The organism is Rhizobium sp. Root274 (assembly GCF_001429245.1).
In the GTDB taxonomy this organism is placed as follows: domain Bacteria; phylum Pseudomonadota; class Alphaproteobacteria; order Rhizobiales; family Rhizobiaceae; genus Allorhizobium.
The window spans coordinates 469,378-494,883 of the sequence record NZ_LMJE01000008.1; the positions used below are offsets into that span (position 1 = coordinate 469,378).

Genomic DNA, 25,506 nt, shown 5'->3' on the forward strand with positions numbered 1-25,506 from the left:
TCAAAGACGGGACATGGTGGTGATGCCGATCATCACGCTGCAGGCGGTGATCAGCGCGAGAATGCTGACCGACTGGTAGAGCTTGGATTCAAACTTGCGGTAGCTGACGAGCCAGCTGCGGTCTGCCTTGGCCAGTGTCGTGTTCTGGCGGGTCCACTTCTGCCGATCGAGGTGGAAGAAGATGAAGACCTTCATCGCCGACCCGAAGATCTGGTTGAAATAAAGCAGCAGTGGCGCAACGACGGATATCTGGCGGCGGGCGGTGAAGAGCGAAAGTGTGATCGCGTAGCGTGATGCCAGGATCCAGACGCCATAAACCAGGATGGTGAAGGGCGAGATCAGCAGGGTGGCAAGGATGGCGCTGGTCGCACCGATCAGGCAGGTCCACATCGACATTCGCTGATCGAGGATGGCCCACCAGACGAAGTAGCCGATCCGGCGCGGGCCGAGCGCGAGCGCGCGGCGGTTGGTGCGCAGCATATTGCCATACCAGCGAACCATCAGCATGGCGGCGGAACCGAAGAAACTTTCCGTCGGCGGATCCTCGATGGTCTTGACCATGACGTCGGGCAGATAGAGCATCTGGTAGCCGTTGCGCAGCAGCCAGAACCAGCTCGACTTGTCGTCGCCGGTCAAAAACTTGAAGCGTCCGAGCCTGGGGTGGTCGATAAAATCGACCTCGACCTGGGCGACAAAGTCGGGATTGCAGATGATCGAGGCGCGGAACATCGACATGCGCCCAGTGAGCGTCAGGACCCGGCGCGACAGGCCCATCGACGACATCAGGATGTGGCGCTGGGCAAAACGCAAGGCATACCACTGCTGGAAGATCCATTTGCCGCGCACCTCGGCGAATTCATCGGTGGTGAGCGCGCCGACCTTCGGATCGTGGAAGAAAGGGGCACATTTCTCGACGAGGTCGTCGGGGACGACGCTGTCGCCATCGATCACCGCGACCATTGCATCTGGGGCGGGGAAGAGGCGGGCGATGGCGCGAAATCCCGAGGCAAGTGCATCGCGCTTGCCGCTGCCATCGATCCGCACGATCACGAGATCGACCGGATCCGTGTCGGCCACCATCGCGGCATAAAGTTTCTTGATGATGCGCTGATCCGACAGATCGACGATCGATGCGACCACGGTCGCAGGCCCTGGCGCCTTGAGTGCGGCGGCGAAGGCGGCACGGTACACTTCGATCGTCGTTTCCGTTGGAATGCGGAAGCTGGTGACCAGGAAGTAGGAGGCAAAGCCCTCCCGCTTTTCGGCCATCGCCGCGCGCTTCATGCGTGGATAGACATAAGCGCGGTAGAGGGCGCCGCGCAGGAAGTGCAGGATGCCCCAGCCATAGCGCCAGGCGCCGATCAGGCCGATGGCCAGCCCGGTCTTGCTGTCAATGATGGCATAGGCCTGGCTGGGCAGCGATGTCGCTGCCACAGCTATGCCCAGCACCATCAGGACATGTGCGACCGGGCTGTAGGTGAAGTCACCAGCAGATGCCATGATAATTGCCTTCACTGCGCAGCGTCTTGTCGACGCGGACCAGGTCGATGATGTGGGTCTCGGGTTTGACCCGCTTCAGCGAACCATTCATTTCGGCCCGGTTTCCAACCACGATGACGTCGGAGTCCGACAGGACCGATTCGATGTCCTCGTTGAGCAGTTCGGCCAGATGCGGCAGGCGGGCACTGACGAAGCTCGCATTGGCACCGGTCAGACGGTTCATCCGGATGTTCGGATCGAAGATCTTGATCTGGTACCCGCGGCCGTAAAGGCGCTCAGCGAGCTCGACCAGCGGACTTTCGCGCAGGTCATCGGTATCCGGCTTGAAGCTCAGGCCGACGATGCCGACCTTGCGGCTGCCCTGGTTGGCGATCAGGCTGTAGGCGCGATTGATCTGTACCTCGTTGGCCGAGAGCGTTGCCTCAAGCAGCGGTGCCGGGGTGCCCTGGCGGCGCGACATGCTGATCAGGGCGCGCAGATCCTTGGGCAGGCAGGAGCCGCCGAAGGCGAAGCCGGGGGTAAGGTAGGCCTTGGAGATGTTCAGCCGGTCGTCCGCGCAGAGAATGTCGAGGGCGACGTGGCTGTCGATGCCGGCCTTGCTCAGGATGTTGCCGATCTCGTTGGAGAAGCTGATCTTGAGCGCATGCCAGGCATTGTTGGTGTATTTGATGCCCTCGGCAGTCTTAATATCGACGACGAATTTTGGCCGGTTGATCGGGGCATGGATTGCTTCGAGCCGGTCCAGTGTAAATTTGTCGGACGCGCCGAAGACGATGACGCCGGGATCGTAGTAATCCTTGATGGCTGTGCTTTCGCGCAAGAATTCCGGCAGATAAGCGATGCCAAAATCTTCGGAGGCCTTCATCCCGGAGGCGGCTTCAAGTGCTGGGATGACAACGCTTTCCGTGGTCCCGGGCAGGCAGGTTGAGCGCACGACAACCGAATGGAACGTGTTCTTCAGCTTGATTGCTGCGCCAATGTCTTCGGCGACGCGCTTGAGATATTCGGTGTTGAGGTTGCCATCGGGCAGGGATGGAGTGCCGACGCAGATCAGCGACAGGTCGGTCGCTGCGATAGCGGCTGCGGCGTCATGCGTCGCGGTCAGCCTGCCGGAGGCAACGCCATCGCGAATGATCTCCTCAAGGCCCGGTTCGATGATGGGCGACTTCCCCGCCATCAGCGGGCCGATCTTGTTGGGATCCGGATCGACCGCCGTAACGTGGTGGCCCTCCTTCACCAGGCATGCGGCTGACACTGCGCCGACATAGCCGGCACCAAATATACTGATCTTCATGCTCAGCTCCTTTGTATAGAGCCTGAGTTAAGCAAATATAAATGTTAATCACATCAACATTTGTTAAGTAAAACTCAAATTTATCGCCGCTTAATTTTACAGATGCAAATATTTACCCCGAGGAGCCGTTCCTCGCGGTAAATCTATTTTCAATAGCCAAGTTCGTCGAGATCGGCCCGCGCTGGAAGCGCTCGAATGAGATCCAGCCGAGCCATGAAGGCGTCAGGCGGCAGCGACCAACTCTTCGCCAAGCTTCTCCAGCTTGGAGATGCTGTTCACCAGAATTCCGCCTCGGCTGGTGGCGATGATGCCGCGTTTCCCCATGTCTCCGATGATGCGGTTGAAATGGATATGGGTGAGGCCGATCGCATCCGCCAAAAGGGATTGCGTCACGGGAATGAAGACGGGTCCGGCTTGACCGCCTGCGACCGACAGCCTGAGCGACAGCTCCTTGAGCAGCATGATGACGCGGGCGCGCGCATCGCTGCGCCCCAGGCTGGTGATATGATTGCGCATGATTGCGTTCTGCTCTTCCGCCAGGGTCCAAAGAGCCTGATTGAGGCCGACGACGCTGTTGCTGAGGCCGATCAGGCTCTCGCAGTCAAAGCGGTCGATGCGAACTGCTGTAACGGCAGCGATGCCATGATCCATCACGGTCGGATAAATATGCGGATTGCAGATGTCGCCCGCAGCAAGGAACATGATGACCTGCCTGCTGCCGTCAGGCAGAAGGCGGTAGCGCATGGCCAGGCCGTGTCCAATGGTCAGGACATGCCGCACCGTTTTGCCTGCGCCTAAGATTTCACTGCCCTTTTCCAGGCATGTCGAGCGAAATCCGACCGATTCCAAGACCGGGCTTGTCCGACCAGACGACGGCAGCAGTTGTCCCACGCGCCGCATAAAAGGTGATACATGATGCATTTTCTGACTTCCCCAACGCCAACATATCCCATTGAAAATCAATGCACTTTCATGATGTCCATTCGCCGCTGATCTCGGCGCACAAATACTCTCAGGTACAAAGCATGCTCAGTTATGAGCAAACTGTGTCCTGTTCTCTTGAATGTTTCCCCTGGGTCTTTTTATAGCATTCTCCGGTCAGAGACCGAAACTTCGCTGTCTATCGCAATAAGTAATTTTGTGCCTGCCGTCCGCACTGCTCGTGACTAGATGATACGAAATCTGGACATATGAACAAGTCCGTAAATAGAGTCTTTTCGAAATGTTTTTCTGTTTTCATTAACTCAGATAAACGACGGATCGATTAATTGATTGGTAACGATAAGCTCCTTCCGTATGGGTGGAGTGAGAGAATGCGCGGCAATTCAGCCTGGAATAGACTCAATTTCAATTCGAATGTTGATTTTACACTGACACTCGAAGACGCCGGCTTCCAATTCCGCCGAATGCTGTTCGAGGATATATTGCCTCTTTGGTCTACGGTCGGAATTGATCGGATGAGAGGCGGTTTTTGCGAAAGTATATCTCAAGAGGGCCGGATTCCGACTTCCGCCCGGCGGGTCCGGGTGACGGCCCGGCAGATCTATAGTTTCTGCGAGGCGGCCCGATTGGGCTGGAACAAGACCGCGGCTGCGGCGTGCCTGCGTCACGGCTATCGCTTCCTACTCAATTACAGTGCTCCAGACGGTCTGCTGTTCCATGGGCTCAGTGATGACGACAGCCTGGTCGACCAGGACCATCATCTTTACGATCAGGCCTTTCTGCTGTTTGCCTATGCCCATTCCTTCGCACATCTGCAGGACGAGGATTACCGGCGGCGGGCGCTCCTGACGCTGGCCAGTCTTAAGGAGCGGCTCGGGCATGACGCCGGCGGTTTTAAGGACCATACGGCGGCACCTTATCCTCTGCGTTCAAACCCCCATATGCACCTGCTTGAGGCCGCGCTGGCCTGGATGGAGCTGGACGCCAATCCGACGTGGCGGATGCTGGCGGACGAGATCGTTGCCCTGTTCAAAAGCCGCTTTTATGACCCCGACCACGGCGTCGTGCGTGAGTTTTTCCATGCCGACTGGAGCGTGATCGACGAGGACGGCCGGTCTCGGATCGAGCCAGGCCACAACTTCGAATGGGCCTGGCTCTTGATCCGCTGGTCTCAGGCGACCGGCGGGAAGATAGGTGACCGGGCGGAGCGCATGATCGCCTTTGCCGAACAGCATGGGGTCGACCCCGTCCGTCGGGTGGCGGTTAACGAGGTGTGGTCGGATGGTTTGATCGCGGACGGCAAGGCAAGGCTTTGGCCGCAGACAGAACGGCTGAAGGCTTGGCTTGCGCTTGCGGACGTGCGTGAAGGCCAAGGCCGTTGGTCGGCCGAGCAGAACGCGCTCGAGGCCTGCCGTGGCCTGTTCGCCTATCTCGATGTTGATGCCCGGGGGACCTGGCACGACGTGATGTTGGAGGATGGAAGCTTCAACGCAGGCCCCGCGCCGGCGAGTTCGCTTTATCACATCATCTGCGCCCTTGGAGAGCTCATGCGGTATCTGGAGCGGCAGACCGTTACAGGCGCGCTGGATCGATATGGCGACAAGGCTGAGGTGCCCTCGCCGATGCCGGCCGGTATCATCATGGGGATGTTGTGATGGGCGCCCTCTCGTTCCCCGCACTGTCTCCGTCACCAACCGTCGGCTTCGCTCCGGTCGGTCTTTCCACTTCACTTTCCGGGGATTTGAAATTCGGGACCTCTGGGCTGAGGGGGCTGGTTGCCGATCTGGTCGGCTTGCCCTCACGGGCCTACGCGCTCGGCTTCGTTCGTCACGCCATGGCGCTTGCGCCGCAGACGAGGGAGGTGCTGGTGGGCCGCGACCTACGGTCCAGCAGCCTGGCGATATCAGAGGACTGCCGTGCGGCCATCGGGTACACGGGATTGACGGCGGTGGATTGCGGCGCTGTGCCCACTCCGGCCCTTGCGCTTGAGGCCATCCGTCGCGGTTGCCCGGCCATCATGGTGACGGGGAGCCACATTCCCGATGATCGCAACGGGTTGAAATTCTATCTGCCGCATGGCGAGATCTCGAAGGCGGATGAGGCTGCGATTGCGGCACAGGTGGCGTCACTCGGCGACGCCGTTCTCGACAGTCTTTCACAGGCAGCGGTCGGGAAAGATCTCCAGACGCTATCGGTCAATGCTGCATATGTGGCGCGATATGTCGACGTCTTCGGTCCGCAAAGTTTCGCCGGTCGGCGGGTGGCGGTTTACCAACACAGTTCGGTTGCCCGTGACCTGATGGTGGACATTCTGCGTGGGCTTGGCGCCGAGGTTGCGGCTTTCGGCCGGGCTGCGCACTTCATTCCAGTGGATACGGAAGCGCACGAACCCGAGATGGTCGGGTACATCGCGGAGATCGCGCGTACGGGTCAATTCGATGCGGTCGTCTCGACGGATGGCGATGCAGACAGGCCGCTTGTCGCCGACGAAACGGGCGTGATCATGCGGGGTGACGTGCTTGGCTTGCTCACCGCCAAACTCCTGGAGCTGCAAACGATTGTCACTCCGGTGACGTCCGGGAGCGTGGTCGAGCGCGCCGGAGGGTCCGGCGAAGTGGTTCGCACCCGTGTCGGTTCGCCCTTCGTCATAGCCGCCATGGAGACTGCGGCCATCTCAGGGAAGGCCGGGATCATCGGTTTTGAGGCCAATGGCGGCGTCTTGCTGGGTTCGGATGCGATCTGGCAGGGGCGGGCGCTCACCCGCCTGCCGACGCGGGATGCGATGTTGCCGATCCTGGCCTGCCTGCTGGCGATCGCAAAGTGGGAAAAGCCACTTTCGGCCATCATCGGAGACTTGCCCGTGGGATATGCGCTGGCGGATCGTCTCAAGGACATACCGTCATCGTTGTCGCAGGATTTTCTCGACCAGATTTCGCAGGACGTGACCTTCTCGGACGCCTATTTCAAAACGGTGGGCGGCATCCGCGCCGTCGACCGCCTGGATGGCGTGCGGTTTAGTCTCAATGACGGCTCCGTCGTGCATTACCGGGCCTCTGGCAACGCACCGGAATTACGATGTTATGTTGAGGCACAGACGAAAGAGCGCGCGGTCAAACTGCTTTCTTGGGGCATCGAAGCCGCACGTACTCAACTCAACAGCAAGCAAACCTTGCACATTCAACGCTAATTCCGGGGCGGCAGAAATGCTGTGCGACAATGCAAAGAGATCTACTGCCGGAGGAGCTTCCCGAGGGAGCGGCCGAGGATGTTTCTCCGGCAAGTGCCGTGGCGCTGACCGTCAATCTGGTGCGAGCATATGTCACCAATCACATCGTGCCGCCTGCGCAGCTTGCCAGTCTCTTGGAACAGACCCACAGGACGGTGCTCGGGCTTTCCAACCTTAAGCCGGAGCCGCTGGGGAACACCGTTTCGATGGATGCGCAGGGGGGTGAACGGCTGGTCTGCCTGGAATGCGGCAAGGCTTTCCGGGCGCTGAAACGACATCTTTCGGCGCAGCATCAGCTCACCCCCGAGGCCTATCGCATGCGGTGGAATCTGCCGCCGGATTATCCGGTCACGTCCCCTGTCTATGCGGCGCAACGGTCGGACATGGCCAAGGCCACGGGGCTTGGCAAACGTCAGCGCGGTCGACCGCGCAAGCCCCGCCTGCAGACGGGAGAGGAGCAGACATGAGCCGGACCGGATCCCCGACAGTCGCTTTTTCCGCGGAAACCGGAGCCCGGCGACCCTGGCTTCTGGAGGCGCTTTCCCGTTGCCGGAGCGCCTTTTTTGGCGTTGCTCTGGTCAGTGCCCTGATCAACGTGCTCTTCCTCAGCGGTCCATTGTTCATGTTGGAAGTCTATGACCGGGTGCTGCCGAGCCGGAGCGTGCCAACCCTCGTTGCGCTGTTGGTCATCCTCAGTGGCCTTTATGCCTGCCAAGGCATGCTCGACCTCCTTCGCAACAGGATCCTGGCGCGGATTGGGGCCTATGTCGACAGCATGGCGAGCGAAGCCTGCTTCGCCATGACGGCCGAAAGCCCCCTTCGATCGCGCACGAGTGCCGAAGGGCTTCAGCCGCTACGCGACATGGACCAAATCCGCTCCTTCCTAGGCGGACCGGGACCGAGCGCCCTCTTCGATCTGCCCTGGATTCCCCTCTACATGCTGATCTGTTTCGTCTTCCATTTCTGGATCGGGGTGGCGGCGCTGACAGGTGCACTGGTCTTGTTGTGCCTGACATTGGCGACCGACCTGTCCTCCCGCCGCACGTCGCACGTGGCGACAGTGCTGTCGATCCAGAAATCGAGCATGGCGGAAGCAACCTCACGTAATGCAGAGGCCGTGCGGGTGCTGGGGATGATGCCACACTTGGCCCGCCGATGGTCCGGGCTTAATGGCGCCTTTGTCGACAGCCAGCTTTCCCTGAGCGATGTCGCTTCCGGTTTCGGGGCTATGTCCAAGGCATTCCGGATGTTTCTTCAATCCGCTATCCTGGCTCTGAGCGCCTTCCTGTTCATCAAGGGTGAAGTGAGTTCCGGCATGATCGTTGCCAGCGGCATATTGGTGTCGCGGGCGCTTGCACCGGTCGAGGTGTCGATCGCCCATTGGCGGACGTTCATTGCGGCAAGCCAGAGCTGGCGGCGCCTTTCGAAGGCCTTTGGCGGTCAAGTTCCTTCTGAAAGACTGGAATTGCCGGCGCCGGTGGCACGACTGGATGTCGAAAACCTGGCGATGGTGGCACCCGGCGGCTCCAGCCTCATTGTTCACAATGCGGGTTTCAGTTTGCAGGCGGGCTCGGCCCTGGCAGTGGTGGGGCCGAGTGCTGCGGGGAAGTCGACCCTGGCGCGTGTGCTGGTGCGTGCCTGGCCCGCCACCCGAGGCTCCATCCGGCTGGATGGAACTCTGCTCGAACACTTCGAGCCGCAGATGCTCTCTCGGCATATCGGTTACCTGCCCCAGGATCTCGAGCTTCTGTCAGGCAGTGTGGCGGAAAACATTGCCCGCTTCGATCCGGCTGCCACAAGCGAAGCGATCATCGCAGCGGCTAAGGCGGCCGGTGTGCACGAGTTGATCCTGCGCCTTTCCGACGGCTACGACACGCAGATCGGCGAAGGCGGCAATGTGCTTTCGACCGGACAGCGGCAACGTATCGGTCTTGCGCGGGCGCTGTACGGGGATCCTTTCCTGGTTGTGCTGGACGAGCCGAATTCCAACCTTGACCAGGCGGGTGAGGCGGCGCTGACATCGGCGATCCGCAGCGTGCGGGCCCGGGGCGGGATCGCCATCGTGATCGCCCACCGGGCAAGCGCGCTTGATGCTTGCGATCAGGTCATGCTGGTCAGTGATGGTCAGACACAGATGCTGGAGCGCAAGCGAGATCTCATTCGCCCGGTGCCGGCTTCGCCTCATCCGAGCCCGGACGTGTCCCCGAGAGCGGGACAGTCTGGCGGAGGCGCAGCTGAAGATAACCGCGAGGGGACGGGCCCGGATGCCGGGGGCATCGTCAAGCCGCTCAGTGCGATGGGAGAGCGTGCATGAGTTCGGACCGTTCGCATCGGCTTGTTCGGTCGATCCGCAGCAATCTCATGGTGGCAACGGCGGCATTGGCCTTGCTGACGGCTGGAGGCGGCGTTGCGGCCACCGTCGAAATCTCAGGGGCGGTGATTGCGGGCGGTACGGTCGTGGTCAATTCGGAGGTCAAGAAGGTCCAGCATCCGGCCGGGGGGACGGTGGCCGAGATTCTCGTCTCCAACGGGCAGAGGGTGCGGGCTGGAGATCTCGTGGCGCGGCTGGACGCAACGGTAGCCAAGGCCAATCTCGCAATCGTCAGCAATTCGCTGGACGAACTCGTGGCCAAGCGGGGGCGGCTTCTGGCGGAGCGAGACGGCCAAGACGCGATCGCATTTGATGCAGAGTTGCTGGCGCGCGCCGGAGACGAAAGTGTGCGTCATATTCTGACGAACGAGACCCGGGCCTTCTCGCTCCGCCGGGAGGCAAGGGATGGTCAGAAGGCTCAGCTACAGGAACGGATCGTCCAGCTCAGCGAACAGGTCACCGGGCTTCAAGAACAAGCGGTGGCGATGGACGTGCAGGTCGATCTGGCGCGAAAGGATCTCGCGCTGGCGCAAAAGATGTGGGCGCAGAAGCTGGTCCAGTATTCGCGGCTGAATATGGCACAGCGGGAAAAGGCCGATCTCGACGGAGAGCTGGCCGGCATCCGGGCCAATATCGCACAGGCGAAAGCGCGTATTTCCGAGACCAATCTTGAGATTTTCCAGATCGACCAACAGCTTCGGGGAGACGTGGCGAAGGAATTGAATGATGTCAGTTCCGCGCTGTCGGAACTGAAGGAGCGGAAGGTCGCGGCGGAAGATCAGTTGCGGCGACTGGATATTCGCGCACCACAAGACGGCACCATTCATCAGCTCAGCATCCATACGATCGGCGGGGTCATTCTCGCGCAGGAAACGCTCATGCTGATCGTGCCACAGTCGGACCTGCTGGTGGCGGACGTGCGGATCTCGCCGCAGGACATTGACCAGGTGCATATGGGACAGGGCGCCTTTCTGCGCTTTCCCGCCTTCAACCAGCGCCTGACGCCTGAGCTTCAAGGCACCATCGAGCGTATCTCGCCCGATCTCGTCATCGACCCGCAGAGCCGGGCGGCCTATTACGAGGCGCGGCTGACACTCGAGCATGATGGCGATGCGCTGGCGCTCAAGCCGGGTATGCCCGTGGAGGCCTTTTTGCGTACGAATGACCGTACCGTCGCATCCTATCTGACCAAGCCTTTCACGGACTTTTTCTCCAAAGCGTTCCGGTCCGAATAGGCGACTGACAGGCTGCGCCGATCTGCTGCCATCATCCGCGGCATACAGAGCGATCTGGCGTTGCGCGGCATTCCACGTCTCCCCTTTGCGTTTGCAAGGGTTGGGCTGGTGTGCCGGGATTTGGGGGACGATCGTCGGCAGCCACGGAGTTTCCGACTTGCCTCAGAGGGGGAAGGCATCATGGTACGGGCACTGCCGCTTGATGGTCTGTTTCCACCATCGCCAAGCCTTGAGTTGGGAGTGTCCATTGCGCTTTGGATCTGTCGATTGGTTGAAGAGCCGGTGACGAACTGGTAGTGCTCACTCCACACTAGCCCTGCGCCCGTGATGCGGAGTGTAGGCTTGAGCGTGTGGTCGCGCCCATCAAACGAATTCGACGGAAGGCAGAGACATGACGACGTCCGGCAAGAAGATCCGCATTTCGCAGCCCGTGAAGCAGGTGACGATCGATGCGGGATTGTTGCCCAAGGTCAAGCCCGGTGCTGCGGCAGCCTCGGGTGAGGCGAAGGTGAAGATCGTGGCGCCGATTGCGCCGAAGGCGGTGGCGCTGCGGCAGACGTTGAAGCAGCAGTCTGCCAAGGCAGCGATAGCACGGGTCGATGCAGCGATCGAAGCCAATGCGGTCTCGCCGACCGAGGCGAAGACGTTCGTTCTGTCGCTTGCTGCCCGATTCCTTGGTCGTGGTCCTGCCGCGGAAAAATGGTATCGCAGCCACCATATCGCCGAACTCGACGGCCGCACGCCGGCGCAGATGGTTCGGGCTGGCGAATTGCAGACACTGGTCGCGCATCTGCGGGCCGTTGCAGCGACTGCCAAGGCCTGATCAGGTCACCCGCTGCCCTGATGGGTGGGAGAAGCAAGCCTGGATCAACTGGACCAGGTCCTGGCGTAGAGCCTTGGTGCCTGCGCCATGCAACATAACTTCAATCAGCGTGATGACACGTCGGGTGCCCTGCCGAGGCGGAGATCTCTGCAATTCCGAAGTCGTGTGCACAATGCTCGTGTTTACGCTGTTGCAGCAGAAACATTGTGCGCTTGCGAGATGAATGTTAGCACAGCCGGCATGAGGACACGGACCCCTGGCCATGCTGCTTGCACCTCGCGATAGTTTCGACGATCTCCGCCGCGATTTCCGTTGGGAGATTCCTTCGGATTTCAACATCGGCCTGACGGTGGCGGACGACTGGGCGGCGAAGGCGCCGGATCGGGTTTGCCTCGAACACTTTTCTCCCGATGGCCAGCATCTCTCGATGACCTATGGCGCGCTTGCCGCGCAATCGGCGCAGTTTGCCCATGCCCTGTGCAGCCTCGGGGTCCGGCGCGGCGATCGGGTTGCACTGCTTCTGCCGCAGTGTTTCGAGACGGTCATCGCCCATGTGGCGATCTACAAGATGGGGGCGATCGCGCTGCCGCTGGCGCTTTTGTTCGGCGAAGAGGCGCTGGAATATCGGCTGAAGGATGCCGGCGCGAGCGTCGTTATGACCAATGCTTTCGGCCTGTCGCGGCTTGAGCCGATCCGAGCGCGGCTTACCGGCTTGCGCGCGATCGTCTCGATCGACGGGCCCGCGCAGGGTGTCGTGGGCTTTGCCGACCTTCTGGATGGGCAGCCTTCGGTCTTCGACGTGGTCGAGAGCGGTCCTGATGAGCCGGCCCTGATGATCTACACGTCCGGCACCACGGGGCCGCCTAAGGGGGCGCTGCATGGCCATCGAGTGCTGGCGGGACATATTCCCGGTTTCCAGCTGGCGCATGAATTTCTGCCGCAGCCGGGTGACAAGATCTGGACGCCGTCGGACTGGGCCTGGGCGGGCGGGCTGCTCAACGCGCTGCTGCCGGCCCTTATGCTGGGCGTGCCCGTCGTCTCGTCGCCCGCGCAGAAATTCGATCCGCATATGGCTTTCCGGATCATGGCCGAGATGAAGGTCAGGAACGCCTTCATTCCGCCGACCGCGCTCAGATTGCTGAAGGCGGTGGAGAACCCACGGGCGCGCTATGACCTTGTCCTGCGCAGCATCGGATCGGCGGGAGAATCGCTCGGGCGCGAGACCTATGAATGGGTGAAATCGGCGCTCGGCATCGTACCCAACGAATTCTACGGCCAGACGGAATGCAATTTCGTCCTGTCCTCGGCGGCGCATCTGGGTGTGACGAAGGGTGGTTTCATCGGCAAGGCGGTACCGGGGCATGAGGTGGCGATCATCGATGATCAGGGTCGGGTTCTGCCGGCTGGCGAGACGGGGCAGGTCGCGGTGCGGCGGCCGGATCCGGTGATGTTTCTCGGCTACTGGAACAATCCCGAGGCGACCGAGGCGAAATTCGTCGGCGACTGGATGAAGACCGGGGATCTCGGGCGGCAGGACGCGGAGGGCTATGTGCAGTTCTTCGGCCGTGACGACGATGTCATCACCTCGTCGGGTTACCGCATCGGGCCGGCGGAGATCGAGGACTGTTTGAGCGGCCATCCAGCCGTGCGGCTGGCGGCCGTCATCGGCAAGCCGGATGCCTTGAGGACCGAGATCGTCAAGGCCTTCGTCGTGCTGCAGCCGGGTTTTGCGCCAAGCGAGGTGCTGGCGTCCGAGATCCGGGACTGGGTAAAACACCGGCTGTCGATGCATGAATATCCGCGCGAGATCGAATTCGTCGGTGAGCTTCCGCTGACCACCAGCGGCAAGGTGATCCGGCGCTCTCTGCGCGATGGCGAGATCGCCAAGGCGAGCTAGAGCCGCTCGTTTTGAAATGGAGGCAGTTCGGCCGCCTGATCGACCGGCCGGCTTGGCCGTAGGCTGTGGCTACGACACGCGCCGGCCGGTCACCATCCGGCTCCGTTTCAGCCAACAGAACTGATCCCATTTACAAATGAACGGCTCTCATCAGCCGCCGAAGCGGCGGTTCAGCACCTTGTCGCGCAGGATGCGGGCGATGTTGCGGGTGTTGCGATACATGTGCAGCTGGGCGCCCACCTGGCGCACGTCGCGGTCGGTGTTGGAGCGCAGGCCAATCACCAGCGTGCCCATGGGTTCCCGCTCTTTCCAGAAGCGCGCCATGATCGGATGGTCCGGCATGGCGCAGCTGTCGGTGCGTCTGATATTGGCGTCGTCGAGATGCCATTCGGTGAGATCGGCGACCAGCAGCTTGCCCGGCGAGAAGCGGGCATAGGTCTCGTTAAAGGCCGTCTTCCAGGTATAGGCCTCGCCGGCCATGATGAAGACCACCATCGAGGCAATTGCCCGACCGTCAAGGTCAAGCGTGTGAATGCGGACCTGATCGGCTTCTGCAAGATTGGTGATGGCTTCGCGGGCGAAGGCAGCGCGCAGGCGGTCGTTGACCATGGCGGTGCGCTTGCGCCCCTTCCAGCCGCTCGCTTCAAGCGCGAGGAATTCTTCCATGCGCACGCGAATTTCCTCGGGCTGGCGGGCGACATTGTAGGTGACGGAGCCGATCTCGCAGAGCAGGCGGAACTGGCGGCGCATCTCGCGCAGGTGGTTCTTGTTGAGCAACGCGCGCAGATAGGTTTCGCCGTCGTCCAGGCTTTCCAGCATCGGGCGTTCATAGGTGGTGGTGACGGTCAGCGGCAGGTCGCGGCTGATGGCAACGGCGCGGGCGAGCTGGGCAAAACGGCCGTCGAGCCTGAGATCCGGCAGAACGAGCACACCGGGAAGCTTGACTTCCGGACGGCCGAGCACTTCCAGGAGGTTGTCCAGCGTCTCGGCTGCCCCTTCGGCATCGAGCAGCGGTGTGCCGAGGGGTCCGAAGGGGTTGGACCAGATGCGGATGATCGAGGGGCCGACGGAAAAACCGGGCTTTTCAACTGAGTAAGGAAAGAGCATGCGCAGCCGCGAGCGGCGCTCATCCTCGTCTCGGATGACGGCGAGGCGGACCTGCCGCTCTTCGAGACGTGGCATGGCGGGCGCCAGAAAACGCGGGGCGAAGAAGACATTGGCTTCCATGACGCGGTAGGTCAGGTGCTCCAGTTCGTCCTGTAGGTCGTATCCCATCTGGCCGGGATAGATGCTCAGGCGGCGGCCGGGGCGGCCGACCGCAATCTCGGCTTCCGCACCATGCCGCATGTCGCCGCCGGTCAGGCTGCCGATCAGGCGGTTGGCGCCGCTGTTCATGCTTTCGGTATAGAGACGATCGGTCATGTGGCTTTCGCCTCCATCCTGTGGATCAGGGCGAGCGGATCGGCAAAGGCGAAGACGACGACGCCGAGCGCGCGGCGTACGGCCAGATGCAGCAGCAGTGCTTCTACCGCCATGGCGCTGGCGGTTGCGGTTGCAGCGCCGGCCAGACCCAGATGCGGGATCAGGGACACGTTAAGGCTGATATTGGTGGTAAGCGCCAGCACATAGACGCCGACGCAAAGCTTTTGCCGCCCGGCCATGGTGAGCAGCATTTCGGCCGGACCCACCATGGCTTTCGCCATGTTGCCGGCAAAGAGGATCGCCATCAGCACGTAGCCGGCGGTGAAGGCGGGTCCGAACATGCCGAGCAGGAATTCGCCGAGGAGAAGGACAAGTGCGCCGACGGCAAGCGAAGGCCAGAATGTCCAGCGGGCGGCTGTCCCGGCGAAACCGGCGAGCCCCTTGCGATTGCCTTCGGCCATGAGTGCGGAGAAGCGCGGCGTGGCGCCGGCCTTGACGGCGAAGAAGACGAACTGGACGAGCGCCATGGTCTTGGCGGCGGCGAAATAGATCGCCACCTGATCTGGCGGCAGGTAGAGGCCGACGACGATGACGTCGGAATTGGTCAGCAGAAAGCCGAAGCCCTCGATCAGGAAGATCGGAAAGGCGACGCGGAACCAGGCAAGGAAATCGATCTTGCGGACACCCTTCTCGTAGCGACGCACAAGGCGGCGATCGACGGTGAGGAACTGCCCGATGGTGGTTAAATAGGTGGCGCCGAGGGCGGCCTGCATGGCGGTGGTGGCCGAGGCCGGCGCGCCGAGGCTGACGGCTGCCATCATGAAGACGAGGATCAGCGTTGGGCGGATGATATAGGTGGGGCTCATGGCGACCACCGGCCAGCGATTGGCGCGGGCCGTGCCGTCGAGCACGTCGCCGAGCGCGATCATCGGCAGGGCAAAGAGTGCGAGGAAGAGCGGGATCAGGTAGTAGCCTTCGATCCGGTCACCGAACAGATGAAGCGCTGCCATGCCGATCAGCACGAAGGTGCTGGCACTCAGCATGGCGAAGACGCGGGCGGTCATGGTGAGGCCGCGGATTTCGGCTTCCGCCTTGTCGAGATCGTATTGCGGCAGGAAGCGGATGACGGCCGTCGGGAAGCCGAGGCAGGAGAAATTGCCGGCCAGCACGACCAGAACCCAGACGAAGACGAAGATGCCGTATTCGAATTCGCCCATCAGGCGGGCCTGGATGATCTGCGAGACGAAAGCGATGGCGGCGCTCAATACCCGGATGGCAAAGGCGACTACGGCCATCAGCCGGGCGCGAGACTGGTCATCGTCAGCACGCAGCGCGCGGGCCAGAGCCGGGCCTGCGGGCAACCATTTCTCCGCTGCTTCCAGAACAGTCATCGTGACGAACGCAATACTTCTCACAGGGACGGGCGTGATGTGAGTGTTGACACATCAGGGTTAACGAAGTGTGCCCTCGACGGGGGCGGGCGGTGCCTTCGAAGCGATTTCGGACCGCAACGGAAGTCCGTTGAAAAGGAAGAGGGCGAGGCGGCTTTTTCGCAGGATGCGGTGTGCGCCGTAGGAGAGGCAAAGGGTCGCCATGCAGACCATTGCAAACTCGAGGACTGGAGGCCAGGCGACCAGGAGGAAGAGGGTCACCAAGGCGTAGATCAGGGGATGATGGAGGAGATAGATGGTGAAGGAGGCATCGACGACGCGGTCCACGGTCCGGCTAGGCCTGTTCCAGAAGCGGGTGGCGCATCCGATCAGGACGGCGCTCATCAGGATGGCAGCGATGGCATCGGCGGCATTGTAGAGAATTTCCAGAGCAAGACCCGTTCGGCCGCGCAGGAGCGAGGCGGCGATGGCAGAGGCGACAGCGATCGCGGGCAGGATAGAGCCGCCCTGCCAGACGAGATGGGACCGCAGGTCCGGCACGGCCCGCAGGACGACGCCGAGCAGGAAGAAGGGCAGGTATCGCAGATAGGGGTCCACGCCATGGGCGAGCAGGAAGGTAAGGCCCGACGGCATTGCGAGCAGCGAGACATGCGATAACGCGATGGCGACTTCCCAGAGCATGGCGAAGACCAGCACTGTCGGCAATGCGAAGCCGCCGTGGCGCCTGAGCAAATCCCCTGCCGACCGAAGCTGCGGGCTCCAGCCATTCGCCTGGACCAGCGCCAGCGTCAGCGCAATCAACGTGCTGTAGGCGAGCAGTGCCGGCAGGAACCAAAGATGCATGATCCAGCCGAAACCGGGATGGGTCACATCATAGACTGCCTTATCCATGGCGTGCGGCATGGTCATGACGCCGGTCAGGGCATCCTTCAGGTCGACAAAGAACAACTGCGGCGGTGCAAGGAGAACAAGTCCGGTCAAGAAGGGGACGCCGAGCCGGACGAAGCGGCCGCGCAGCCATTCCAAGGGCGGCCGGCGGGCGAGCAGCATGGCGGCGAAATAACCGGCGACCATGAAGAAAGCGGGCATGCGGAAGGTGACCAGAAAGCCGCTCAGGAAGGTCAATGCCTCGCTCTTTTCCAGCGACTGCACATCCCAGAGGACGCGCGTGTTATAGGCCATGGCGGCATGATAGGGGATGCCGAGCAGCATCAGGAGCGCCCGCAGAGAATCCCAGTGATGCTCGCGCCCTGGCGCAACTGACATGGCATCGCTCCCGTCTCGTGGAATTCGGAGGGAGGGGCCAATACCGCGTCCCGATCCTTGCACCAGTCTTGCAGTCAAAGGTTTAGAAACCTTCAAGCAGGACCTGCGAGGGGTGGGGTCGGGGCGGGTGGCGGCAGGACTGCCCTTTGTGCGCCCTCGTCGGCGCCTTCATGTTGAGCCCGCGCGATTTCGTTGTTTCAAAATGCAGAACGCCCGCGTTTTTAGCGCGGGCGTTCTAGGTTGGTTTGGTCGGTGTCTGCGCCTGGATCAGACGCTTTCGAAGGCGCCGTGGCAGTGTTTGTATTTCTTGCCGGAGCCGCAAGGGCAGGCCTCGTTTCGGCCGACGGTGCCCCAGGTCTTCGGGTCCTGCGGATTGCGATCCTGCGGGGGAACCTGGGCGCCTTCGGCGAAATCGTCTTCGCCGGTGGTGGCGTCGAGATGGTGGCCTTCCATCGGCGGCGGGGTCGGCGCCGGCGGAGCTTCGCGGACCAGTTCGACGCGCGACATCTGCATGGTCACGGCATCGCGCAGGTTGGCGAGCAGGGCCTGGAAGAGTTCGAAGGCTTCGGCCTTGTATTCCTGCAGCGGGTCACGCTGGGCGTAGCCGCGGAAGCCGACGACGGAGCGCAGGTGGTCGAGGTTGACGATGTGCTCACGCCACAGGTTGTCAATGGTCTGCAGCACGACCGAGCGTTCGACATAAGCCATCAGCTCTGCGCCGAAGCGCTCGGCCTTGTCTGCGGCGGCCTTGTCTGCAGCTTCGATCAGGCGGTTGTAGATATCGTCCTCGGCAATGCCTTCTTCGGCAGCCCAGGCTTCGATCGGCAGGTCGAGGTTGAGCGTGGTTGCGACCTTTTCCTTCAGGCCCTTCACATCCCACTGTTCGGCATAGGCGTTCGGGGGAACGTGGATGCCGACCATGGTCTCGATGACTTCGTGGCGCATGTCGGCGACGGTGCCCGACACATCGGTCGCGTCCATCAGCTCGATGCGCTGTTCGAAGATCACTTTGCGCTGGTCGTTGATGACGTCGTCATACTTCAGAAGGTTCTTGCGGATGTCGAAGTTGCGGGCTTCAACCTTCTTCTGGGCGCGTTCCAGCGCCTTGTTGATCCAGGGATGGACGATCGCTTCGCCATCCTTCAGACCAAGTTTCTGCAGCATGCCGTCCATGCGGTCGGAGCCGAAGATGCGCATCAGGTCGTCCTGGAGCGACAGGTAGAACTTCGAGCGGCCGGGGTCGCCCTGACGGCCGGAACGACCGCGCAGCTGGTTGTCGATGCGGCGGCTTTCGTGGCGTTCGGTGGCGATAACGTAGAGGCCACCGGCTTCCAGCGACTTCTGCTTCAAGGCAGCGATCTCGGCCTTGATGGCTTCGGCCTTGGCGTCGCGCTCCGGACCCGGCTCCATCTCGGCCAGTTCATGCTCGAGACGCATTTCGAGGTTGCCGCCGAGCTGAATGTCGGTACCACGACCGGCCATGTTGGTGGCGATCGTAACCGCACCGGGAACACCGGCCTGGGAGACGATATAGGCTTCCTGTTCGTGGTAGCGGGCGTTCAGGACCTTGAAGTCCTTGAAGCCGGACTGGCTCAGCATATTGGCGAGCAGTTCGGACTTTTCAATCGAGGTGGTGCCGACCAGAACCGGCTGGTTGCGCGCGTTGGCGGCCTTGATCTCTTCGATGATCGCCTTGAACTTCTCGTCAAAGGTCCGGTAGACCTCGTCGTCCTCGTCAATACGCTTGATCGGCAGGTTGGTCGGAACTTCGACCACTTCGAGGCCGTAGATATTGCCGAATTCTTCGGCTTCCGTTGCCGCCGTCCCGGTCATGCCGGCCAGCTTCTTGTACATGCGGAAGTAGTTCTGGAAGGTGATCGAGGCGAGGGTCTGGTTCTCGGGCTGGATTTGGACCTTTTCCTTGGCTTCGAGCGCCTGGTGCTGACCTTCCGAGTAACGACGGCCCGGCATCATGCGGCCGGTAAATTCGTCGATGATGACGATCTCGTCGTTGCGGACGATGTAGTCCTTGTCGCGCTGGAACAGCTTGTGGGCCTTCAGCGCGTTGTTGATGTGGTGGACGATCGCGACGTTTTCGACGTCGTAGAGGCTTTCGCCCTTCAGCAGACCGGCTTCGCGAAGCAGGTTTTCGAGCTTTTCCGTGCCGACTTCCGAGAAATTTGCCGAGCGCTGCTTCTCGTCGATTTCGTAGTCTTCTTCCGTGAGTGCCGGGATGAAGGCGTCGATCGTATTATAGAGCTCGGAGCGGTCATCGAGCGGGCCGGAGATGATCAGCGGCGTGCGGGCTTCGTCGACCAGGATGGAGTCCACTTCGTCGACGATCGCGAAGTTGTGGCCGCGCTGGACCATCTGGCCGCGCTCATACTTCATGTTGTCGCGCAGATAGTCGAAGCCGAGTTCGTTGTTCGTCGCGTAGGTGATGTCGCAGGCATAGGCCGCGCGGCGTTCGTCGTCGGACAGGCCATGGACGATGACGCCGGTAGTCAAGCCGAGGAAGCCGTACATCTTGGCCATGGTGGCGGCGTCGCGTCGGGCGAGGTAGTCGTTGACCGTGACGACGTGAACACCCTTGCCGGCGAGCGCGTTCAGATAAACAGCGAGCGTCGCGACCAGCGTCTTGCCTTCGCCGGTCTTCATTTCGGCGATCGAGTTGTCGTTGAGGATCATCGCGCCGATCAGCTGTACGTCAAAAGGACGCATGCCAAGCGCGCGGCGCGAACCTTCGCGGGCAACGGCGAAGGCCGGGACGAGGATGTCTTCAAGCGTCTTGCCGGCGGCGAGCTGAGCGCGGAATTCAACCGTCTTTGCCGCAAGTTCCGCGTCGGAGAGCGCCTTCATCTTCTCTTCAAGCGCGGCAATGGCGGCCACCTGAGGCTGATAGGAGCGAACCCGGCGTTCGTTCGACGAGCCGAAAATCTTTCGCGCAAGTCCACCAAGACTGACCATATCGATGGTCCTTTCTGACCTTCGTCATAACGTTGACCCAGTCTTCCGGCCCTTATGAGCACAGACGAATAGGCGCAAGGCGTCCCGAAACTACTCTGGACGCGAGGTTGCGTGACAGATAAGAGGGGGGTCGAATGATGTCAACGGCGCAGGGCCATGGGAAAGACCTGCTTTTGTGGGGCGTCTGACAATTTTTTGCCTGATTCGAACGGTCTTCAAACGGTTCACCATCCGAAAGGTCTTTCATGCTTCGCCTCAATAAATTCGTGCTTGCCGCCTGCGTTTCGCTCATCGCCTTCCAGGGCGTTGCCGCTGCCGAGGATGCCGTGGTCGCCAAGGTCGGCTCCCTGGAAATCAAGCAGTCCGAGCTCGACCTCGCTGTTGCCAATCTCGACCCGCAGCTCGCCCAGCTGCCCGACGAACAGAAGAAGGTGGCGGCCCTGTCCGGCGCTATCGACGTCAAGTTGCTGGCCTCCAATGCCGAAGCTGCCGGCATGAAGGACGATCCGGAATATCAGCGCCGCATGGCCTATATCGCCGAGCGCGAACTGCACAACGCCTTCTTCAAGAAGAACGTCGTTGATGCCGTGACCACGGAAGAGGTCAAGGCCCGCTACGACAAGGAAGTCGCCGGCCTTCCGAAGCAGGAAGAAATCCGCGCGCGCCACATCCTGGTGAAGACGGAAGAGGAAGCCAAGGCTGTTATCGCCGAACTCGACGCCGGCAAGAGCTTCGTTGATCTTGCCAAGGAAAAGTCCACCGACCCGAACAAGTCGGAAGGCGGCGATCTCGGCTACTTCACCAAGGGCCGCATGGTTCCGGAATTCGAAGAAGCAGCGTTCGCACTTGAGAAGGGTGCCTACACCAAGACCCCGGTCAAGACGCAGTTCGGCTTCCACGTCATCCTGCTCGAAGACAAGCGCGAAGCCGCCCCGCCGGCTTTTGAGGCCGTCGAGCAGCAGGTTCGCCAGCTCGTGATGCGTGACAAGTATCTGGCCCTGATCGAGAAGGCCAAGACCGAGCAGAAGGTCGAGATCGTCGACGAGACCCTGCGCAAGGGTTATGAAGAGGCGAACAAGCAGGAACAGCAGCAGCAGTAAGCTGCTGTACCTTCCATAGAGATCCCTAGAAAAAGGCCCGCAGTTTGCGGGCCTTCCATTACAGGCCAGGCACCATGTCTTCCAGCATTTCTCCGCTCGCTCCGAAATCCTATGCCGACATGCCTGTCATCCGCGGTGTGCGGATGGCGACGGCGGCTGCGGGCATCAAGTACAAGAACCGCACCGATGTGCTGTTGATGGCCTTCGAAATGCCGGCAGCTGTTGCCGGGGTCTTCACCAAGTCGAAGTGCCCATCGGCCCCGGTCGATTTCTGCCGGCAGAACCTCGGCCATGGCGTTGCCCGTGGCGTGGTGGTGAATTCCGGCAATGCCAATGCCTTTACCGGCATCAAAGGCAAAGCGGCGACGGACCTCACGGCCAAGTCTGCGGCGAAGGCGCTGGGCTGCGGCGAGAACGAGATCTATCTCGCTTCGACGGGGGTCATTGGCGAGCCGCTTGATGCGACCAAATTTGCCGGTGTGCTGGACCAGATGGCCTTGGAGGCCAAGGGTGATTTCTGGCTGGAAGCGGCCAAGGCGATCATGACCACGGATACCTATCCGAAGGTTGCGACGCGTTCGGCAAAGATCGACGGCGTCACCGTTACCATTAACGGGATCGCCAAGGGGGCGGGAATGATCGCGCCCGATATGGCGACCATGCTGTCCTTCGTCGTGACCGATGCCGCCATTGCTTCCTCCGCTTTGCAGGCGCTGCTGTCTGCCGGCGTCGAGCCGAGCTTTAACTCGATCACCGTCGACAGCGATACCTCGACCTCGGACACGCTGCTGCTGTTTGCGACTGGGGCTGCGGCCGCTGATGGCCAGGTGACTGTCGAGAGCGCCGACGACGCACGTCTCGCCGAGTTCAAGCTGGCGCTGAACGATCTGCTCAAGGATCTGGCGCTGCAAGTGGTTCGCGACGGCGAAGGTGCGCGCAAGATGGTCGAGGTGACCGTGAAGGGTGCCGAGAGCGATCTGGCCGCAAAGAAGATTGCGCTTTCGATTGCCAATTCGCCGCTGGTGAAGACGGCGGTTGCTGGCGAGGATGCAAACTGGGGTCGTATCGTCATGGCCGTCGGCAAGTCCGGCGAGATGGCGGACCGCGACCGGTTGGCGATCTGGTTTGGCGATATCCGTGTGGCCGTCAACGGCGAGCGCGATCCTGACTATTCGGAGGCCGCGACGACGGCCGTGATGGAGAAGCAGGATATCCCTGTGACCGTCGATATCGGGCTGGGCTCCGGCACGGCGACGGTCTGGACCTGCGACCTCACCAAGGAATATGTCGCCATCAATGGCGACTACCGGAGCTGATGGCCGGAATGCAGGTAAACGTGACCGATCCGAACCTGCCGCTCGTCCGGCGCCTGGAGGCTGTTGGCTTTCGCGCCTGGCCAGCGAGCAGCGTGGTCTATGACGGCAGCTGGCAGGTGCGGCTGACGGGCAGCCATCCGTCGAAGCGGCTGAACTGTGTGGTGGCGCTCGATCCGTCTGACCATCGCGACATCGCGCTGCGGATCGAGAAAGCGGCCCGCAGGTTCGAATCGCATGGCCGACCGCTGCTGTTTCGCCAGACGCCGCTGTCGCCGAAACTGTTGATCGAGCATCTGGCGGCGGAGGGCTGGGAGTGTTTCGAAGAGGTCGTGACCATGACCTGCGATCTGACGACGCTTGAGCTTCCAGACACCATGGATCATCTGCCGACGCATGACATCGGCCGTTTCGTCGATGCCGATATTGCCGTGCATGAGGCGGACCCGGCGCAGAAGCCGGCGCTGGCCGAGATCATCACCGGCATCAAGCCGCCGACCGGGCTGTTCGTCATCGAAGATCCGGAGACGGGGCCGGTGGCCGCGACGCTCTGTGTGCAGGACAATGATCTTGCCGGGTTGATGTCGCTCGCCGTGCGTCCGGACAAGCGCGGACAAGGCATCGGTGTCGAAATCCTGAGCACCGCGCTGCGCTGGGCGCGGATGCGCGGGGCCCGCACGGGCTGGCTGCAGGTCGTTGCAGACAATGAGGCAGCGCTGGCGCTTTATGCCAAGATGGGCTTCACCGAGGCCTATCGCTATCATTACTGGCGGAAAAAGGCCGAGGCATGAGCGACAAGAAGAAGCCGATCCTGCTGGTGGCGGCCTGCGCGCTGGTTGATACCGACAATCGCATCCTGCTTGCGCAGCGCCCTGAGGGCAAGTCGCTGGCCGGCCTTTGGGAGTTTCCCGGCGGCAAGGTGGAGGCCGGCGAGACGCCGGAAGAAACGCTGGTGCGTGAGCTGAACGAAGAACTGGGTATCGTTACCAAGGTGGCGTGTCTGGCACCTCTGACCTTCGCCAGTCACACCTATGATAGCTTCCACCTGCTCATGCCGCTCTATATCTGCCGGCGTTACGAGGGCATTCCGCAGGGACGGGAAGGCCAGGCGATCAAGTGGGTCAAATCCAAGGCCCTGCGCGACTATCCGATGCCGCCGGCCGACGAGCCGCTGATCCCGTTTCTCCAGGACCTTCTGTGAGCGCTCGCGAATTCTTGGCGCGTCGTTAATACAAAGTTTATACCCCGCACCGCAATATACCCTCTGTTCATGCGTCGTAAACGTGTGTGGAGCGTAACATGGTAAACGAGGATTTCTGGAAGGCCGCACGGTCGAGAGAGCGGTCTTCGATCAAGTCAGGCCGGACCGGTGTGCTGAATATCGCCTTGCTGTTCGGTACGGCTGCGATCGCGCTTTCGCTCGTCCTGACACCGATGCTTACTTCCAAGACGGACCGCAAGACGCTGGCTTTCGAGCCCGCCGACTACGACATGATGACCACCGGTTCGATTCCCAAGGGTGACCCGGGCAAGCGTTATACGATCCGTCGCAGCGTGCTCCAGGAGACGCCGGGATCCGTCTGCATCATCGATGGCTATGGTAACGGCCAGGCCTGTTAATTCACACCCTGCCCGGAGCGCTGCTTGGCAGGCTCCGGCTCGACCGCCAGGAGCCAGAATGCGTTTTTTGCGTCAGATGATTGCTGGTGAGAGTGGAGCGACCGCGATCGAATACGGATTGATTGCCGCAATCATGAGCGTGGCTCTGATCGCCGGCTTCGGCGCTTTGAGCACATCGGTTCAAGGGGTCTTCGAGACCGTGACGGCGACGATCACCGCCGCCTGGGGTTAATCCTTCCCATCCATGTTCGGTGGTATCGCCCGGTTCGGATCGAGCGCATCCGCAAGCCGCATCTTGGCAGAACCGGGCTTCAGCGGCTTTTGCTGGCTTTCATGCGGCGCCCAGCCGGACACGAAGATGATCGAGAAGGTGGCGCGGATGCGGCCATCGGGATCGGCGTAACGCTCGGCGTAAAGCTCGGCTGCCCGCATGAAGAAGCGGCGCGACACCGGCCGGCGGCTGCGACCGATCAGCGGATTGGCCATGCCCATCGCCTTCAGGTCGCGCATCAGCGCAAAGATGTGGTCGTAGCGGACGGTAAAACTCTCTTCATCGATGACGGGCAGGGCGAAGCCCGAGCGCTGCATGAGCGCGCCGATATCGCGGATATCGGCAAAGGGGATCACGCGGGGGCTTGCACCGCCATAGATCTCTGTCTCTGCCGCCAGGAGCACGTCGCGCAGTTCGGCGAGTGTGCCGGCACCCGGGATGGCTGCGAGCAGCAGTCCGTCGGGTTTGAGCGCACGGCGCATCTGGATCAGCATTCCCGGGGTATCGTTTGTCAGGTGGAGAGAAAGCGGCGAGAGGATCAGGTTGACCGACTGGGGGTCGAGCGGCACGCTTTCGAAGCGGGTGGTGCTGCCGGGGGTCCCACGCAGCATTTCAGCGTCTGTTTCTATGCGTTGCAAATCTCCGATCTTGCCGGTGGCAAGCGCTGCCTTTGCCACCACGCCCGTTGCGCCGAAAAGTTCGGCGGCCTTGTCGAAGCGACGCTCGACGAGGGCGAGGCGATCGGCCAGTTCGCGCGCCGTCAGTTCCAGAAGGAAATCGGCACCCTCCGCTCTTTTTCCCCAGGCACGGCTGCGGTTGTGGGCAATCAGGGCTTCATCGAAAATTTCGTTCATTGCGGCGTTCCTGG

Annotated in this window: 20 protein-coding genes and 1 pseudogene; 13 read left to right on the plus strand and 8 right to left on the minus strand. The window is 61.5% G+C overall.

The annotated features are described in order from the left end of the window. The 3 genes from ASE36_RS17400 to ASE36_RS17410 all read right to left on the minus strand — a co-directional run bounded on the left by ASE36_RS17400 (window position 1) and on the right by ASE36_RS17410 (window position 3,538). Window positions 1-1,500, minus strand: coding sequence for a glycosyltransferase (locus ASE36_RS17400; protein ID WP_062282599.1), 1,500 nt, complete (start codon window positions 1,498-1,500; stop codon window positions 1-3). Next, window positions 1,484-2,794 (minus strand): nucleotide sugar dehydrogenase, encoded by a 1,311-nt coding sequence (locus ASE36_RS17405; RefSeq protein WP_062282602.1) that lies wholly within the window; start codon window positions 2,792-2,794, stop codon window positions 1,484-1,486. Before ASE36_RS17405 ends, ASE36_RS17400 begins: the two co-directional genes overlap by 17 nt. A gap of 222 nt (window positions 2,795-3,016) precedes the next feature. Next, complete coding sequence (locus tag ASE36_RS17410) at window positions 3,017-3,538, minus strand: Crp/Fnr family transcriptional regulator (RefSeq protein ID WP_161596988.1); 522 nt, start codon at window positions 3,536-3,538, stop codon at window positions 3,017-3,019. Window positions 3,539-4,062: 524 nt separating this feature from the next. On the opposite strand from ASE36_RS17410, the gene ASE36_RS17415 reads away from it, so the two are divergent. The 7 genes from ASE36_RS17415 (at window position 4,063) to ASE36_RS17445 (ending at window position 13,288) form a co-directional block, all read left to right on the plus strand. Then, complete coding sequence (locus ASE36_RS17415) at window positions 4,063-5,391, plus strand: AGE family epimerase/isomerase (RefSeq protein ID WP_162255305.1); 1,329 nt, start codon at window positions 4,063-4,065, stop codon at window positions 5,389-5,391. Continuing rightward, window positions 5,391-6,923 (plus strand): phosphomannomutase, encoded by a 1,533-nt coding sequence (locus tag ASE36_RS17420; RefSeq protein ID WP_082511181.1) that lies wholly within the window; start codon window positions 5,391-5,393, stop codon window positions 6,921-6,923. Before ASE36_RS17415 ends, ASE36_RS17420 begins: the two co-directional genes overlap by 1 nt. Before the next feature lie 29 nt (window positions 6,924-6,952). Next, window positions 6,953-7,429: a MucR family transcriptional regulator gene (locus ASE36_RS17425; protein WP_062282612.1), complete on the plus strand. Its 477-nt coding sequence runs from the start codon at window positions 6,953-6,955 to the stop codon at window positions 7,427-7,429. After that, window positions 7,426-9,276 (plus strand): type I secretion system permease/ATPase, encoded by a 1,851-nt coding sequence (locus ASE36_RS17430; RefSeq protein ID WP_082511183.1) that lies wholly within the window; start codon window positions 7,426-7,428, stop codon window positions 9,274-9,276. The genes ASE36_RS17425 and ASE36_RS17430 overlap by 4 nt, the downstream gene beginning before the upstream one ends. Continuing rightward, on the plus strand, window positions 9,273-10,568 hold the full coding sequence (locus ASE36_RS17435) for an HlyD family type I secretion periplasmic adaptor subunit (RefSeq protein ID WP_062282615.1): 1,296 nt from the start codon (window positions 9,273-9,275) through the stop codon (window positions 10,566-10,568). Before ASE36_RS17430 ends, ASE36_RS17435 begins: the two co-directional genes overlap by 4 nt. A 391-nt stretch (window positions 10,569-10,959) precedes the next feature. Continuing rightward, window positions 10,960-11,391 carry a hypothetical protein gene (locus ASE36_RS17440; RefSeq protein ID WP_062282618.1) on the plus strand — a complete coding sequence of 144 codons (432 nt, stop codon included), beginning with the start codon at window positions 10,960-10,962 and terminating at the stop codon, window positions 11,389-11,391. 262 nt (window positions 11,392-11,653) lie between these two features. Then, the gene (locus ASE36_RS17445; protein ID WP_062282622.1) at window positions 11,654-13,288 is read left to right on the plus strand and encodes an AMP-binding protein; all 1,635 of its coding nucleotides are present in this window, start codon (window positions 11,654-11,656) and stop codon (window positions 13,286-13,288) included. Window positions 13,289-13,438: 150 nt separating this feature from the next. Here the strand turns inward: ASE36_RS17445 and ASE36_RS17450 are convergent, their stop codons facing one another. The 4 genes from ASE36_RS17450 to secA form a co-directional block, all read right to left on the minus strand. Next, window positions 13,439-14,710 (minus strand): GNAT family N-acetyltransferase, encoded by a 1,272-nt coding sequence (locus ASE36_RS17450; RefSeq protein WP_062282625.1) that lies wholly within the window; start codon window positions 14,708-14,710, stop codon window positions 13,439-13,441. Then, the gene (locus ASE36_RS17455; protein ID WP_062282628.1) at window positions 14,707-16,101 is read right to left on the minus strand and encodes a lipopolysaccharide biosynthesis protein; all 1,395 of its coding nucleotides are present in this window, start codon (window positions 16,099-16,101) and stop codon (window positions 14,707-14,709) included. Before ASE36_RS17455 ends, ASE36_RS17450 begins: the two co-directional genes overlap by 4 nt. Window positions 16,102-16,161: 60 nt before the next feature. Beyond that, window positions 16,162-17,367 (minus strand): acyltransferase family protein, encoded by a 1,206-nt coding sequence (locus ASE36_RS17460; protein WP_062282631.1) that lies wholly within the window; start codon window positions 17,365-17,367, stop codon window positions 16,162-16,164. A gap of 267 nt (window positions 17,368-17,634) precedes the next feature. Further along, window positions 17,635-20,334 (minus strand): preprotein translocase subunit SecA, encoded by a 2,700-nt coding sequence (gene secA, locus ASE36_RS17465; RefSeq protein WP_062282633.1) that lies wholly within the window; start codon window positions 20,332-20,334, stop codon window positions 17,635-17,637. A gap of 245 nt (window positions 20,335-20,579) precedes the next feature. Between secA and ASE36_RS17470 the strand changes: the two genes are divergently transcribed. The 6 genes and pseudogenes from ASE36_RS17470 (at window position 20,580) to ASE36_RS17495 (ending at window position 24,599) form a co-directional block, all read left to right on the plus strand. After that, a complete protein-coding gene (locus ASE36_RS17470; RefSeq protein ID WP_062282636.1) occupies window positions 20,580-21,434 on the plus strand; it encodes a peptidylprolyl isomerase in 855 nt (284 codons plus the stop codon). A 74-nt stretch (window positions 21,435-21,508) separates the two neighbouring features. Next, the gene (gene argJ, locus ASE36_RS17475) at window positions 21,509-22,750 is read left to right on the plus strand and encodes a bifunctional glutamate N-acetyltransferase/amino-acid acetyltransferase ArgJ (RefSeq protein WP_062282640.1); all 1,242 of its coding nucleotides are present in this window, start codon (window positions 21,509-21,511) and stop codon (window positions 22,748-22,750) included. Continuing rightward, a pseudogene (locus ASE36_RS17480) lies at window positions 22,731-23,538 on the plus strand (GNAT family N-acetyltransferase). Before argJ ends, ASE36_RS17480 begins: the two are co-directional and overlap by 20 nt. After that, entirely contained in the window at window positions 23,535-23,948 is a 414-nt protein-coding gene (gene mutT / locus ASE36_RS17485) for an 8-oxo-dGTP diphosphatase MutT (protein WP_062282643.1), read from the plus strand. Before ASE36_RS17480 ends, mutT begins: the two are co-directional and overlap by 4 nt. 98 nt (window positions 23,949-24,046) lie before the next feature. After that, window positions 24,047-24,367, plus strand: coding sequence for a hypothetical protein (locus tag ASE36_RS17490; protein WP_062282646.1), 321 nt, complete (start codon window positions 24,047-24,049; stop codon window positions 24,365-24,367). A gap of 58 nt (window positions 24,368-24,425) precedes the next feature. Continuing rightward, complete coding sequence (locus ASE36_RS17495) at window positions 24,426-24,599, plus strand: Flp family type IVb pilin (protein WP_062282648.1); 174 nt, start codon at window positions 24,426-24,428, stop codon at window positions 24,597-24,599. Here ASE36_RS17495 and ASE36_RS17500 read toward each other — a convergent pair. Continuing rightward, window positions 24,596-25,492, minus strand: a complete 897-nt coding sequence (locus ASE36_RS17500; RefSeq protein ID WP_062282651.1) for a methyltransferase domain-containing protein — start codon at window positions 25,490-25,492, stop codon at window positions 24,596-24,598. The two genes, ASE36_RS17495 and ASE36_RS17500, sit on opposite strands and share 4 nt — an antisense overlap. Window positions 25,493-25,506 lie beyond the last annotated feature (14 nt).

Bases quoted from the DNA above. Each gene is read 5' to 3' on its own strand.
- ASE36_RS17400 (WP_062282599.1), bottom strand. From the start codon at position 1,500: ATGGCATCTGCTGGTGACTTCACCTACAGCCCGGTCGCACATGTCCTG.
- ASE36_RS17405 (WP_062282602.1), bottom strand. From the start codon at position 2,794: ATGAAGATCAGTATATTTGGTGCCGGCTATGTCGGCGCAGTGTCAGCC.
- ASE36_RS17410 (WP_161596988.1), bottom strand. From the start codon at position 3,538: ATGCGCTACCGCCTTCTGCCTGACGGCAGCAGGCAGGTCATCATGTTC.
- ASE36_RS17420 (WP_082511181.1), top strand. From the start codon at position 5,391: ATGGGCGCCCTCTCGTTCCCCGCACTGTCTCCGTCACCAACCGTCGGC.
- ASE36_RS17425 (WP_062282612.1), top strand. From the start codon at position 6,953: ATGCAAAGAGATCTACTGCCGGAGGAGCTTCCCGAGGGAGCGGCCGAG.
- ASE36_RS17430 (WP_082511183.1), top strand. From the start codon at position 7,426: ATGAGCCGGACCGGATCCCCGACAGTCGCTTTTTCCGCGGAAACCGGA.
- ASE36_RS17435 (WP_062282615.1), top strand. From the start codon at position 9,273: ATGAGTTCGGACCGTTCGCATCGGCTTGTTCGGTCGATCCGCAGCAAT.
- ASE36_RS17440 (WP_062282618.1), top strand. From the start codon at position 10,960: ATGACGACGTCCGGCAAGAAGATCCGCATTTCGCAGCCCGTGAAGCAG.
- ASE36_RS17445 (WP_062282622.1), top strand. From the start codon at position 11,654: ATGCTGCTTGCACCTCGCGATAGTTTCGACGATCTCCGCCGCGATTTC.
- ASE36_RS17450 (WP_062282625.1), bottom strand. From the start codon at position 14,710: ATGACCGATCGTCTCTATACCGAAAGCATGAACAGCGGCGCCAACCGC.
- ASE36_RS17455 (WP_062282628.1), bottom strand. From the start codon at position 16,101: ATGACTGTTCTGGAAGCAGCGGAGAAATGGTTGCCCGCAGGCCCGGCT.
- ASE36_RS17460 (WP_062282631.1), bottom strand. From the start codon at position 17,367: ATGTCAGTTGCGCCAGGGCGCGAGCATCACTGGGATTCTCTGCGGGCG.
- secA (WP_062282633.1), bottom strand. From the start codon at position 20,334: ATGGTCAGTCTTGGTGGACTTGCGCGAAAGATTTTCGGCTCGTCGAAC.
- ASE36_RS17470 (WP_062282636.1), top strand. From the start codon at position 20,580: ATGCTTCGCCTCAATAAATTCGTGCTTGCCGCCTGCGTTTCGCTCATC.
- argJ (WP_062282640.1), top strand. From the start codon at position 21,509: ATGTCTTCCAGCATTTCTCCGCTCGCTCCGAAATCCTATGCCGACATG.
- mutT (WP_062282643.1), top strand. From the start codon at position 23,535: ATGAGCGACAAGAAGAAGCCGATCCTGCTGGTGGCGGCCTGCGCGCTG.
- ASE36_RS17490 (WP_062282646.1), top strand. From the start codon at position 24,047: ATGGTAAACGAGGATTTCTGGAAGGCCGCACGGTCGAGAGAGCGGTCT.
- ASE36_RS17495 (WP_062282648.1), top strand. From the start codon at position 24,426: ATGCGTTTTTTGCGTCAGATGATTGCTGGTGAGAGTGGAGCGACCGCG.
- ASE36_RS17500 (WP_062282651.1), bottom strand. From the start codon at position 25,492: ATGAACGAAATTTTCGATGAAGCCCTGATTGCCCACAACCGCAGCCGT.